This window comes from Streptomyces adustus, from assembly GCF_009377175.1.
In the GTDB taxonomy this organism is placed as follows: Bacteria; Actinomycetota; Actinomycetes; order Streptomycetales; family Streptomycetaceae; genus Streptomyces; species Streptomyces adustus.
In genome coordinates, this window is record NZ_VJZD01000082.1 from 1 (window position 1) to 12,494 (window position 12,494).

General features: G+C 71.2%; 12 protein-coding genes. 8 read left to right on the plus strand and 4 right to left on the minus strand.

Annotation, left to right across the window (positions count from 1 at the left end):
- Positions 1 to 116 precede the first annotated feature (116 nt).
- The 5 genes from FNH09_RS20960 to FNH09_RS20980 all read left to right on the plus strand — a co-directional run bounded on the left by FNH09_RS20960 (position 117) and on the right by FNH09_RS20980 (position 7,377).
- Entirely contained in the window at positions 117 to 1,460 is a 1,344-nt protein-coding gene (locus FNH09_RS20960) for an MFS transporter (protein ID WP_152890224.1), read from the plus strand.
- A gap of 351 nt (positions 1,461 to 1,811) precedes the next feature.
- Positions 1,812 to 2,576: an HhH-GDP family DNA glycosylase gene (locus FNH09_RS20965; RefSeq protein ID WP_238426886.1), complete on the plus strand. Its 765-nt coding sequence runs from the start codon at positions 1,812 to 1,814 to the stop codon at positions 2,574 to 2,576.
- A gap of 278 nt (positions 2,577 to 2,854) precedes the next feature.
- Positions 2,855 to 3,682 carry an FAD binding domain-containing protein gene (locus FNH09_RS20970; protein ID WP_152890226.1) on the plus strand — a complete coding sequence of 276 codons (828 nt, stop codon included), beginning with the start codon at positions 2,855 to 2,857 and terminating at the stop codon, positions 3,680 to 3,682.
- The gene (locus FNH09_RS20975; protein ID WP_152890229.1) at positions 3,679 to 6,396 is read left to right on the plus strand and encodes a molybdopterin-dependent oxidoreductase; all 2,718 of its coding nucleotides are present in this window, start codon (positions 3,679 to 3,681) and stop codon (positions 6,394 to 6,396) included. The genes FNH09_RS20970 and FNH09_RS20975 overlap by 4 nt, the downstream gene beginning before the upstream one ends.
- A gap of 6 nt (positions 6,397 to 6,402) precedes the next feature.
- Entirely contained in the window at positions 6,403 to 7,377 is a 975-nt protein-coding gene (locus tag FNH09_RS20980) for an antibiotic biosynthesis monooxygenase (protein ID WP_152890232.1), read from the plus strand.
- A gap of 30 nt (positions 7,378 to 7,407) precedes the next feature.
- Here the strand turns inward: FNH09_RS20980 and FNH09_RS20985 are convergent, their stop codons facing one another.
- Complete coding sequence (locus FNH09_RS20985; RefSeq protein ID WP_152890234.1) at positions 7,408 to 7,899, minus strand: winged helix-turn-helix transcriptional regulator; 492 nt, start codon at positions 7,897 to 7,899, stop codon at positions 7,408 to 7,410.
- Between the two features lie 107 nt (positions 7,900 to 8,006).
- Between FNH09_RS20985 and FNH09_RS20990 the strand changes: the two genes are divergently transcribed.
- Both FNH09_RS20990 and FNH09_RS20995 read left to right on the plus strand, forming a co-directional pair.
- Positions 8,007 to 8,705, plus strand: a complete 699-nt coding sequence (locus FNH09_RS20990) for an SDR family oxidoreductase (RefSeq protein WP_152890237.1) — start codon at positions 8,007 to 8,009, stop codon at positions 8,703 to 8,705.
- Between the two features lie 12 nt (positions 8,706 to 8,717).
- The gene (locus tag FNH09_RS20995) at positions 8,718 to 10,301 is read left to right on the plus strand and encodes an MFS transporter (RefSeq protein ID WP_338017631.1); all 1,584 of its coding nucleotides are present in this window, start codon (positions 8,718 to 8,720) and stop codon (positions 10,299 to 10,301) included.
- 244 nt (positions 10,302 to 10,545) lie between these two features.
- On the opposite strand, the gene FNH09_RS21000 is transcribed toward FNH09_RS20995, so the two are convergent.
- Both FNH09_RS21000 and FNH09_RS21005 read right to left on the minus strand, forming a co-directional pair.
- Complete coding sequence (locus FNH09_RS21000; RefSeq protein ID WP_152890239.1) at positions 10,546 to 10,899, minus strand: transcriptional regulator; 354 nt, start codon at positions 10,897 to 10,899, stop codon at positions 10,546 to 10,548.
- A complete protein-coding gene (locus tag FNH09_RS21005; protein ID WP_152890242.1) occupies positions 10,896 to 11,357 on the minus strand; it encodes a hypothetical protein in 462 nt (153 codons plus the stop codon). The genes FNH09_RS21000 and FNH09_RS21005 overlap by 4 nt, the downstream gene beginning before the upstream one ends.
- A 208-nt stretch (positions 11,358 to 11,565) precedes the next feature.
- On the opposite strand from FNH09_RS21005, the gene FNH09_RS21010 reads away from it, so the two are divergent.
- Positions 11,566 to 11,820: a hypothetical protein gene (locus FNH09_RS21010; RefSeq protein ID WP_238426887.1), complete on the plus strand. Its 255-nt coding sequence runs from the start codon at positions 11,566 to 11,568 to the stop codon at positions 11,818 to 11,820.
- Between the two features lie 121 nt (positions 11,821 to 11,941).
- Here the strand turns inward: FNH09_RS21010 and FNH09_RS21015 are convergent, their stop codons facing one another.
- Positions 11,942 to 12,454, minus strand: coding sequence for a hypothetical protein (locus FNH09_RS21015; protein ID WP_152890244.1), 513 nt, complete (start codon positions 12,452 to 12,454; stop codon positions 11,942 to 11,944).
- Positions 12,455 to 12,494: the final 40 nt, after the last annotated feature.

The following is a 12,494-nucleotide window of genomic DNA, read 5'->3' on the forward strand; positions in this document are numbered from 1 at the left end:
GCCCCCACACCCCCTGCGGGCCGATCCGCCCGCACCTCGCCGCCCGTCCACGGCCTCAGCCGTCGCGGCGGTCGCCTTCCCGTCCCCGTCGTCATCCCTAGCTGCCGGAGGTCCCCATGACGGACCGCACCACCTCACGCACCCCCCGGAGCCCGTTCAGATCGGCGTTCGCCGCCCTGGCCGGCACCTCCATCGAGTGGTACGACTTCTACGCCTTCGCCACGGCCGCGGCGATCGTGTTCAACGACGTGTTCTTCCCCGCCGACATGCCGACGGCGCTGAAGACCCTCGCGTCCTTCGCCACGTTCGCGGTCGGCTTCCTGCTGCGTCCGCTGGGCGGCATCGTCTTCGGGCACATCGGCGACCGGGTGGGCCGTAAGAAGACCCTTGTCATCACGCTGCTGATGATGGGCGTCGCGTCGTTCGCCATCGGCCTGCTGCCGACGTACGACCAGGTGGGCGTCCTCTCCCCGATCCTGCTGATCGTGCTGCGGCTCGTCCAGGGCCTCGCGATCGGCGGCGAGTGGGGCGGCGCGGTGCTGATCGCCGTCGAGAACGCGCCCAAGGGCAGGGCGACCTTCTTCGGCTCCTTCGCCCAGCTCGGCTCGTCGGTGGGCGCCCTGCTGTCCACCGGCATGTTCAGCCTCATGAACATGTTCGGCGACGACGCCTTCGACAGCTGGGGCTGGCGCGTGCCGTTCCTCGCCTCCGCGGTTCTTGTCGTCATCGGCCTGGTGGTGCGCACCAAGCTGGAGGACTCCCCGGTGATGGAGGAGATCCACGCCGGCCAGGAGAAGTCCGGCCGCCTGCCGGTCGCCGAGGTGCTGCACAAGGACTGGAAGACCGTTCTGGTCGGGGTGTTCTCGCTGGCCACCGCGACCGGCGGCTACTACGTCGTGACCAGCTACCTGCTGTCGTACGGCACCGACGACCTGCACCTGTCCGAGTCGATGCTGCTCAACGGCCTGTCGCTGGCCGCGTTCCTGGAACTGGTCGTCACCCCGTTCCTGTCCCTGCTGGGCGACAAGGTAGGGGCGCACCGGGTGGTCGTCGGCGGTCTCGCGGGTGTCGTGGTCCTGGCGATCCCGCAGTTCATGGTGATGGGAACCGGCAGCGTCGCGCTGATCTACCTGATGATGCTCGCCATGCGGTTCGTGATGTCCGCGCTGTACGGGCCGATCGCCGCCATCCTGGCCGACGGGTTCGCCCCGCACGTCCGCTACACCGGCATCTCGCTCTCCTACCAGATCTGCAACCTGGTCTTCGGTGGCTTCGCGCCGGTCGTCGCGGTCTGGCTGGCGTCGCTGGCCGGCGGCGCCTACTGGCCGCCCGCGGCCGCGCTGATGGCCGTCTCCGTGATCGGCATCTGGTGCACGCTGCGGCTGCGCACCTACCACCGGCGGCGGGCCGCCGCCGCGACGGCGACCGCCGAGCGGACCCCGGTGCCCGCCGGCGCCTGACCCGCTGTCACCCGGAACCGGCCCGGCCCGGTCCGCCCCGCTCCCGCGGCGCGGACCGGGCCGCGGTCTTGCTGCACGCCGCCCCGGGCGCACCGCTCGCGGCCGCCCTGGCCGGGCTGCGTCCGCATCACCGCGACGACGTCTGCGTCCCCGGCATCCCCGTACCGCACACGACCGGGTGGGCGGCGCGCCCCGCCGCATGAAGCGCACCCCCACGGGTACTCGCGGCCCCGAACGGGGACGGTGGACGGTTCCGGGGCCTGCGCGGCGCCGCGCGGCAAGCGGGAACGGTCGGACAGGCCCTGGAGTCCCCGCCGCCGGTGACGGCCGAACACGGCGGGTGACAGGGCTATGACCACCAGGAACGACCGGAAGTCGACCACCGGGAACGACCGGAAGTCGATTACCGGGAACGACCGGAAGCCGACCACCGGGAACGACCGGAAGTCCGGCGGACGGACCGCCCGTGCCACCGACCGGGCGGTGGTCCGCGCACTGCTCGACCGCCAGGAGCGCACGTACACCGAGCAGGCCGGCATCCGGCTGCGCAACACCCCGGCCCCCCTCTACCAGACGCTGGTGCTGGCGACCCTGCTCAGCGCCCCCATCCGGGCCGGCACCGCCGTCGCCGCCGCCCGTGCGCTGTTCGACGCGGGGCTGCGCACCCCGAGGGCGATGCTGGAGGCCACATGGCAGGAGCGCGTGGACGCGCTCGGCCGGGGCGGCTACCGCCGCTACGACGAGCGCACCGCCACCATGCTCGGCAACGGCGCCGCGCTGCTGCTCGACCGCTGGCACGGTGACCTGCGCCGGCTGCGCGAGGAACCCGATCCGAAGCAGGCCCTGCTCGACCTGCCCGGGATCGGGCCCACCGGCGCCGACATCTTCCTGCGCGACGTACAGGGGGTGTGGCCGGAGTTGGCCCCCTACATCGACCGCAAGGCCCTGGACGGGGCCCGACGGCTCGGACTGCCGGCCTCGCCCGAGAGACTCGGCGGCCTCGCTCCCGGCCGCGACCTCACCCGACTGGCCGACGGCCTGGTCCACGCCGCGCTCGACAAGCCCCTGGCCGGTGAGGTCCTCGCCGCGGCCACGGCGGCCCGGCAGTCCGCGTGATCCACGAACGGCCGAGAACCGCGGACGAGTTCGCCGCCACGGGTCGACGCACCCGGTGCCGTCGCGGTGGACCGACGGCCGTCCGCTGCCGGGCTGACGTCCCCATACTGCGATAAACTGGGGCAAGAGTGTCCGGGTCCGCCGGTCCTTCGCGGCGCAGCCGCCCCGAACGGTGCGGGACGGCGGCAGACAACTGCGCGATCAGCAGGAAATCCACCCCAACATCGCCCGGGGACCGCCGACTTCCCGCGTGTCCGCTTCCCCGTAGGTCGGTTCTCATGGACCTCAACACCATCACCGAAGTAGTCCGCCGACCGTCCGAGCGGCCGGGCACCGACTGGCGCGAGGGAGACGCCTGGCTCGCGGGCGGGACGTGGCTCTACTCCGTGGAGCAACCGGACCTGCGACGGCTGATCGACCTGACCGCGCTGGGCTGGGAGCCCCTCGTCCCGACGGACCGGGGCCTGGAGATCGGCGCCACCTGCACCGTCCGCGATCTGTACGCCTTCCCGTGGCCGGTGCGCTGGACCGCCGGAGTGCTCTTCCGCAGGAGCTGCGAGGCGTTCCTGTCCTCGTTCAAGGTCTGGAACGCGGCGACCGTCGGCGGCAACATCTGCATGTCCCTGCCCGCGGGCCCGATGATCACGCTCACGGTCGCGCTGGAGGCGCGGTACGAACTGTGGGCACCCGACGGCTCCGTGCGCTTCGTCGACGCCCTCGACTTCGTCACCGGCGACCACCGCAACATCCTCGCGCCCGGGGAGATCCTGCGGCGCGTCACCGTACCGGAGCACGCGCTGCGCGCACGCGTCGCCCACCGCCGCTTCACGCTGACCCGGCTCGGCCGCTCGACCGTGTTCCTGGCCGGCACACAACAGCCGGGCGGACACGACCTGTTGCTCACCATCACCGCCGGTACGACGCGGCCGGTGCGCATCGCCTTCGACGCCGTGCCCGACGCGCGGACCCTGCGGCGCAGCATCGACGCCGTGCCGGCCGACGTCTGGTTCGACGATCCCAACGGAACCCCTGACCACCGTCGGCATCTGACACGGCACTTCGCCGAGGAGATCCGCCGCGAACTCACGGCCGGTGACCTGACATGAGCTACCTCGTGAACGGCAGGAGATTCGACCGGGAACCGGCCCCCGGCCAGTGCCTGCGCACCTTCCTGCGCGAACTCGGCCACTTCGGCGTCAAGAAGGGGTGCGACGCGGGCGACTGCGGCGCCTGCACGGTATGGCTGGACGGCACCCCCGTACACAGCTGCATCACCCCCGCGTTCCGCGCCGGCGGACGCGCGGTGACCACGATCGAGGGCCTGGGACGGCCCGGCGCCCCGCACCCCATGCAGCGGCAGTTCGAGAACGCTCCGGGGTTCCAGTGCGGCTTCTGCACCGCGGGCATGATCATGACCTCGGCGACCTTCACCGAGGAGCAGAAGGCCGACCTGCCGCGGGCGTTGAAGGGCAACCTCTGCCGCTGCACCGGCTACCGGGCGATCGAGGACGCCGTGAAGGGCGTCGGCGCGGTGGAGAGCGCCGCACCGGGCAAGGCCGTCGGGAAGAGCGTCGGCGCGCCCGCGGGCCACGACGTGGTGACCGGCCACGCCGAGTTCACCATGGACACCCGCATCGACGGCATGCTGCACCTCAAGGTGCTGCACTCGCCCCACGCGCACGCCCGCATCCGCTCCATCGACAAGCGCGCCGCCCTCGCGGTGCCCGGCGTGCACCGGGTCTACACCTGGCAGGACGTGCCCCGCAGACGCTTCACCACGGCGATCCACACCGACCACCTGGTCGACCCGGACGACACCTACATCCTCGACGACACGGTCCGCTTCGTCGGTCAGCGCGTCGCCGCGGTCCTGGCCGACACGGTCGGGGCGGCCGAGGAGGGCTGCCGACGTCTCGACGTCGCGTACGAGCCGCTGCCCGCGGTCTTCGACCCGGAGGCCGCGATGGCCGACGGCGCGCCCCAACTGCACGGCTCCCACGACCCGTTCGTCCGCGACCCCGTCCACAACATCCTGATCGAGCTCCACTCGCACATCGGCGACGTCGACGCCGGGTTCGCTTCGGCCGACGTGATCCACGAAGGCACCTACTTCTCGCCGCGGGTGCAGCACGCCCATCTGGAGACCCATGGGTCGATCGCCTGGATGGAGGACGGCCGGCTGAACGTCCGTACCAGTTCGCAGTCGCCGTCGATCGCGAAGGTCAAGCTGGAGTACCTGTTCGCGCTGCGCCCGGACCAGGTGCGGGTGTTCTGCAAGCGCGTCGGCGGCGGATTCGGCGGCAAGCAGGAGGTGATCACGGAGGACCTGGTCGCGCTCGCCGCCCTGGACACCGGGCGGCCCGCCTGCCTGGAGCTCACCCGCGAGGAGGAGTTCACCACCGCCTCGCCGCGGCATCCGATGACCCTGACGGTCAAACTCGGCGCGAAGTCCGACGGAACGCTCACCGCCTTCCAGGTCCGCAACGTGTCCAACACCGGCGCCTACGGCAACCACGGCGGCGAGACGCTGTACGCGGGCGGCGCCGCGGTCATGATCTACCGCTGCCCCAACAAGAAGTACGACGCGTACTCCGTCTACACCAACACCGTGCCGAGCGGGGCGTTGCGCGGTTACGGGATGACGCAGCCGGCCTTCGCCGTGGAGTCGGCGATGGACGAACTGGCCCGGGCCCTGCACCTGGACCCGCTGGAACTGCGACGGCGCAACACCGTGCGGCCGGGCGATCCCCTGGTCGCCCTGCACGACGGTCCCGACGACGTGACCTTCACGGAGGACGGACTCGCCCGGTGCGTCGACCTGGTGGACGGTGCCCTGGCCCGTACGGCCGGCGGGCCGCCACCCGGCCCGGACTGGCTCGTCGGCGCGGGCGTGGCGAGTTCGCTGCACGAGACCGCGCCCCCGACGGAGCACCTCTCCGAGGCCTGGGTCACGCTCGGCGACGACCTCATCTACGAACTCGCGGTCGGGACCGTCGAGTTCGGGGAGGGGACTTCCACGGCCCATGTCCAGATCGCGGCCAACCAGCTGGGCACGACGCCGTCCCGGATCCGCCTGGTCCAGTCCGACACCGACCGCACGGGATTCGACACCGGTGCCTTCGCGAGCGCCGGTCTCTTCGTGGCGGGCAACGCGGTCCTGCGGGCGGCGAACGCCGTGCGCGACCGCATCCTGGAGTTCGCCGCGGCCCACACGGGCGTCCATGTGGTGATGTGCTCGATGGACGACGACGGAGTCACCTGCGGGGACCGGCGGGTGTCGCTCGCCGAACTCGTCGCGCTGGCCCGCAGACGTGGCATCCGCTTCACCGCCGCCCGCAAGGCGTACGGCTCGCCCCGGAGCGTCACCTCCAACACGCACGGGTTCCGGGTCGCCGTGCACCGGGTGACGGGCGAGATACGGATCCTGTACAGCGTGCAGGCGGCCGACGCGGGAGTGATCATCAACCCGGTGCAGGTACGGGGACAGATCGAGGGCGGTGTCGCCCAGGGCATCGGCTTCGCCCTGACCGAGCACCATTACGTCGACGGCAACGGCGTCATGGCCAACCCGAACCTGCGCAACTACCGCATCCCCACCTACGCCGACATCCCCCGCACCGAGGTCATCCTGGTGGGCTCGGCGGACTCGGTGGGGCCCATGCGCGCGAAGGGGATGGCCGAGTGCTGCATCAACCCGGTCGCCCCCGCGCTCGCCAACGCGGTGCACGACGCCACGGGCGTCCGCTACCGCGCGCTGCCGCTGACCCCGGAACGCATCTACGGCCGGCTCCCCGCGGAACAGTCGGTGTCGGCAGGCTGAGCCACCATGGAATCCGAGAAGAACGTGGCCGCCGCAGCCACGGCGATCATCGGACAGAAAGTCCTCCCGGGGATGGACGGACCGTTCCGGTCGTGGCAGGAGGACCTCAACGCCGCGGCCGCCTACTACCCCGGCTTCCTGGGCGCCGAGATCTCCGCGCCGACACAGCTGCAACCGGACTGGGTCGTCGTGTACCGGTTCGACTCGGTGGCGCACCTCCAGGCGTGGATCAACAGCGGGACCAGACAGACGTATCTCGACGCCGGTGCCAAATACTTCGACGGCCCGGCGACCCAGCAGGTGGTCAGCAGCGGCTCCCAGTCACTGGACCCGCTGGTCACCGTGGTGGTCACGCACCGCGTCCCGCCGAACCAGATCGACAGCTTCCTCGACTGGCAGCGCCGCATGGTCGAGGAGGAGAGCAGGTTCGACGGATTCCGCGGGACCGAGCTCTTCCGCCCCATCGAGGGGCTCCAGGAGGAATGGACCACGCTGTACCGCTACGACAACGCCGAGCACCTCGACGCCTGGCTGACCTCGCCCCAGCGACAGCGGATCCTGGCCGAGGGCGAGAAGTTCAGCGACTACAAGCTGCACACGATCGACAACTCGTTCGGCAGCTGGTTCGCCTTCGAGGGCAACGGCAAGGAGGCACCGCCGCCGCCCTCCGAGACCAAGACCTCGCTCGCCGTCTGGGTCGGCCTCTACCCGACCGTGGTCCTGCTCTCCCTGGCCCTGTCCCCGGCGCACCTGCCCCTGTGGATCAACCTGCTCATCGGCAACCTGCTGTCGAGCTTCATCATGAGCTTCCTGACCATGCCCCACTACGTGAACCCGCTCCTGGGCCGCTGGCTGCGCCCACCCCCCGGCGAACCACGGAGAAGGACCAACGTCCGGGGCCTGTGCACGGTCGCCGTGGTGATGGCGGTCTGGGCGCTGGTCTTCTACCTGATCACGGTCAGGTGGTGGACACTGCCGTGACGGGTTGCCCGCGCCGGTGATCGATTCGGTTCAGGAGCTGTCCGGGCCGACGCGGACGAGGCCCGGGCCGGCGTCGACGAAGGAGTCCCCGACCGGCACGTCGTGACCCTCGTCGCAGCGGAGCACCGCGTGCACCTCGGCGCCGCAGTTCTCGTGGCGTACGACCACGGGGGGCCCTTGTTCGTCGGCGGCCCAGGTGTCGCCCCACTGCCGCAGCGCCACGATGACGGCGCGGAAGTCCCGGCCCTTGTCGGTCAGTTGATAGGCGTACCGGGTCCGCTGGCCGGGCTCCTGGTACGGGACGCGCTCCAGGAGGCCGGCGGCGGTCAGTTCCTTCAGGCGCGTCGCGGCGGCGGGTTCGCCGATGCCCACGCGCTTGGCGAAGTCGTCGAACCGGCGCGTGCCGAAGAACGCCTCGCGCATGATCAGCAGCGATGTCCTGTTGCCGACGATCTCCAGGGTCCTGGCGATGGAGCAGTTGTCCATGGACCAGGCGTCCCGATCCTCCAGCAGGTCCTTCATCTCTCCGCCCTCCACCTGACTTGCCTCATCTGAAGTCAGCCTATACCGTCGAAGCTGACTTCTTAATTCATAAGTCAGCTAGATGAGCGCATTCCATAGGAGGAATCATGGACATCAGCACCGCAACCGTCCTGGTCACCGGGGCCAACCGCGGACTCGGCCGAGCGCTGGCCCAGGAGTTTCTCGCGCGTGGCGCCACGGTGTACGCGGCGGCCCGCCGGCCGGACCTGATCGATCTGCCCGGCGTGAAGGCGGTACGCCTCGACATCACCGACCCCGCGTCCGTCGCCGCGGCCGTCGAGGAGGCCGGTGACATCACGGTGCTCGTCAACAACGCGGGCAGTTCCACGGGCGCGGATCTGCTGACCGGCGACTGGGACGCCGTCCGCCTGGAGATGGAGACCCACTACCTGGGCACCCTCGGCGTGATCCGGGCGTTCACCCCCGTGATCGAGGCCCAGGGCGGAGGCGCCGTTCTCAACGTCCTGTCCGCGCTGTCGTGGATCAGTTTTCCCGCCGTCGGCGCCTACGCCGCCGCCAAGTCCGCGGAGTGGAGCCTGACCAACGCGGTGCGCCAGCAGCTCGCGCCCCGTGGCATCAGCGTCTCCGGGCTCCACGTCGGCTACATGGACACCGACATGGCCCGCCATGTCGAGGGACCCAAGGCCGACCCGGCGGACGTCGCCCGCGCGGCCGTCGACGGCATAGCCTCCGGGGCTGCCGAGATCGTCGTCGACGACACCAGCCGCCAGGTACAGGCAGGCCTCTCCGGTGGCGTCGCCGCCCTGTACCCGCAGTTCGGCTGAGACGAGGACACCGTGACCACGACTCCTTCCCCCGCCCCGGGCCGGCTCAGGCCGGCCGACCCGCGAACCGATGTCCGGCCCGCCCAGGACCGGTCCTCCCGGTCCGCCGCCGTCGTCACGCTCGTCGCGATGTGCCTGGGCGCCATGACGACCTTTCTGCTGATCACCGCTTCGGTCTCGGCGCTGTCGGCCATCCAGGACGACCTGCACGTCTCGCCGACCGGCCTCGTCTGGATCCCCTCCGCGTACACCCTGCTCGTGGCCAGTCTGGTGCTGTCCGCGGGCACCATCGGCAACCTCTACGGCCGCAAGCGCGCCTTCGTCACCGGCGCAGCGGTCCTGATCATCGGTTCGCTCGTCGTCTACACGGCGGACTCGGTGGGAGGCGTCATCGCCGGCCAGCTCGTCTCCGGCCTCGGCGGTGCCCTCGTCCTGCCCAACAGCCTGGCCATCCTGGGGGCCGCCTTCCCCGACCCCCACCGGCGCACCGAGGCCATCACCGTCTGGGTGGCCTCGTCCGGCATCGGGCTCGCCGTCGGCCCGCTGATCGCGGGCACCCTGCTGGACCACTTCCACTGGAACACGGTCTTCCTGTCGACCGCCGTCCTCGCCGTGGTCACCATGGTCGCCGCAGTGTTCGTCGCGGAATCACGTGGCCCCAAGGGCAAGCTCGACATCCCCGGACAGGTCCTGGCCGTCCTGGGGATCGCCGCCCTCGTCTACGCCCTCATCGAAGGCGGACACGACGGCTACACCAGCTCCCGCATCCTCACCGCCTGGGTCGTCGCGGCCGCGGCCCTGACCGGGTTCGTCCTCGTCGAACGTGCCGCCCGCACCCCCATGCTGGACATCACCCTGTTCCGGTCGACGTCCTTCAGCGCGGTCATGTTCGTCGCGGCCGTCTCCCTGTTCGGCTTCACCGGACTGGCCATCCTGTCGGTGCTCTTCTACGAGCGCGTCCAGCACCTGTCCGCCCTGGACGTGGGGTGGCGGCTGCTGCCCTTCTTCGGCTGCTACGTCATCGTCAGCTACGCGACCGGACGCATCATCCGCCGTACCGGCTTCAAGCTCCCGCTGACCCTCGGCTTCCTCGTCGGAGCCGCCGCCACGGCCGGACTCACCACGCTCGATCCGACCACCCCCTACGCCCGGGTGTGGTGGCTGTTCGCGCTCTTCGGAGCCGCGAGCGGGATGGTCGCCGCGCCGAGCACCGCCGCCGCCCTGGTCAGCGTCTCCCACGAACGCGCCGGCATGGCCTCCGGAGCCGTCAACGCCTTCCGGCAGATCGGATCCGTCACCGGCACCTCCCTCCTCGGCGCACTCCTCGCCAGCCGGCTCCAGTCCGGGCTGCCGTCCCGCCTCGACGCCCACCACGTTCCCCGAGCGGCCTGGCCCGCCGTAGAGCACGCCGTCTCCACCGGCAGCAGCGGCCACCGAGCGGCCCCGCCGAGCGTGACCGCCGCGGTCGGCGACGCCTTCACCTCCGGCGTCCACGCCGGCGTGATCGTCATCGCCGCCGTGTTCCTGTGCGCGGCCCTCGCCTCGGCCCTGCTGATACACAACCGACCGCACCACACCACCGCCACACCGAACTGACGCGCGGCTCCTCGCCGTCGCGGCGATGCCGGCGGCGCCCGGACGGCCGGGTCGCAGTGGCGCCCCCTCCGCCCGGCCTCCGGGCCATGACCAGCTCCTCGCCGGTTGCACCGCCCGCACCGACGCCGAGGAGTTCGGCACCGGTGCCTCGACCCACGCCCCCGCCACCACCCCGGCATCCTCGGCTTCGTCGATGGCTCCCGGCTCCGCCGCTGGACGCCCGCGTGGGCGCCCAGCGGCATTTCTATGTCCGCTCGCCGCCGGTATCGCCGCTGTCCGGCGCCTCGGCTCCGGCCCGGCGGGCGGCTGCGGCCAGCGTCTCCAGGGCGGCCAGGTGCCCGGCGAGTGCCGTGCGGCCGGTCGGGGTGAGAGCGACCCAGGTGCGCGGCCGCTTGCCGAAGTAGCCCTTGCGGACGCTCACATAGCCGGCCTTCTCCAGCGCGGCGATCGTCTTGCTCAGTACGGAGTCGGTGACCCCGCAGTAGTCCCGCACCGCGCTGAACTCGGCCTCGGCGCAACCGGACAGGAACGCGGCCACCGTCAGCCGGGTGGGGTGGTGGATCTCCTTGTCCAGGGCGGGCGGGCCCGCGTCCCTCATGACTCCTCCCGGGCGCCGGCGCGCCCACGGGCGGCCTGCACCCAGGACAGCGCACCGGCCACGACGCCGAATCCGACGAACGCTCCGGCCGTGCCGAAGAGGAGGGCCCCCGCCAGGCCCGCCGCGAACGGGACCAGGGGCAGGACCCACCCGCTCCCGCGCCCGCGCCGCGCGAACCACGGGGCGACCCCGGAGGCGTGCTGCACCTTCCAGGTCACCATGAGGAAGGTGCCCGCGCACAGCACCGCGGCCGCGAGGATCCAGCCCTGCCACCGGGGGGACACCGGCGCGAGGCCGAAGCCGCTCATGGCCGCGGCGAGCAGCAGGCCATGGGTGGCGGGATACCAGGCCGGCACCGACCGCGCCGACTGCCGTGCCGCGTTCTCGGCGGCCCGCGCGGTGCGCAGCGCCACGGCGGCGGACTCGGCGCCGGGCTGCATCGCTCCTGAGCTGTTCATGGGTTCTCCGGCTTCCGTGCGACGGGTGCGCTTACGCATGCCAGAGTGGCATCCACTTTCCAATACGGCAAGTTATTTCCGTCTTGGCGAGTCCGGACGTGCGAGAGCCCCGGAAACGGGTCGCTGCGAGTCCGGAAACGCCCGGGGGCGACTGACCCGGCATGCGGACGATGCAGCCCCCGAAGACCGCTCGCGGAAGCTGATCACCGTGAAGTCGATACTGAAGGACGCCTATGACAAGGGGGCGATGGGGGAGGACCCGGTGAAGGGGGTGCAGGAGCCGGAGTACGTCCGCGAGAAGGCGGTTATCAAGCTCAAGCACCACAAGGCGGGGGAGTTCCGAGAGGTTCCGCTGCCCCGCTCAGTCCGGGAGGCGATCGAACGCCACGAGGACAAGCACGGCACCACCCGCGAGGGCAACGCTCACTTCAGTGGCGGGTCCGCACGGCGCCCGTTGTGCTGAACAGGGTGAGCAGAATGACCCTCGTCCGGTCGCGGAGGCGAGGAGCACGGTCGGCCCGGGTCCGCCCGCCAGCCGGAGGCGGACCCGTCCGAGGTCACCCACCGTGCGGGGCTGGGCGGGCTCAGTGGCGCTTGGTCGCCTTCTGGACGCGGCTGATCAGCTTGGCGTCGAAGTGGGAGAACCTCTCCTCGTCCGGGTCCACCTCCTCCAGGATGTACCGGGCGAGCATCGCGTGGCCCGTGGCGTACTCCTGGTAGAGCGTCCAGATGGCCTCCCGCGCCGCGATCTGGCAGTCCACTTCGATCTCGGGAGCGCCCTCCTCGACCTCCGTCCAGTGGGACTCCCCGGCCACGCAGGTCAGAAGGTCGTTCAACAACCGAAGCCGCACAGGCTCGGCAAGATCCTCCTGCAAGGCGGCGGCGATCAGCGACGTCACCGGAACCGCCACCTCGAACAGCAGCGACTGGATGTTGATGTGCCCCTCGAGCGTCGCCTCCGCGATCTCGGCGGGGCTGCCGGCCTCCAGCAGACGGGCGAACGTCTCGGGGACATGGGCGCCTGTTTCACCGCAACCGCACCGCAGCGAAGCCCAGTCGACCCGCTCGGCCTGAATCAGCGAGGGCCTTGTGGTCATGCCTGTCCTCCAGGTGCGGTCTTAGAGGTGTCGTTCATGG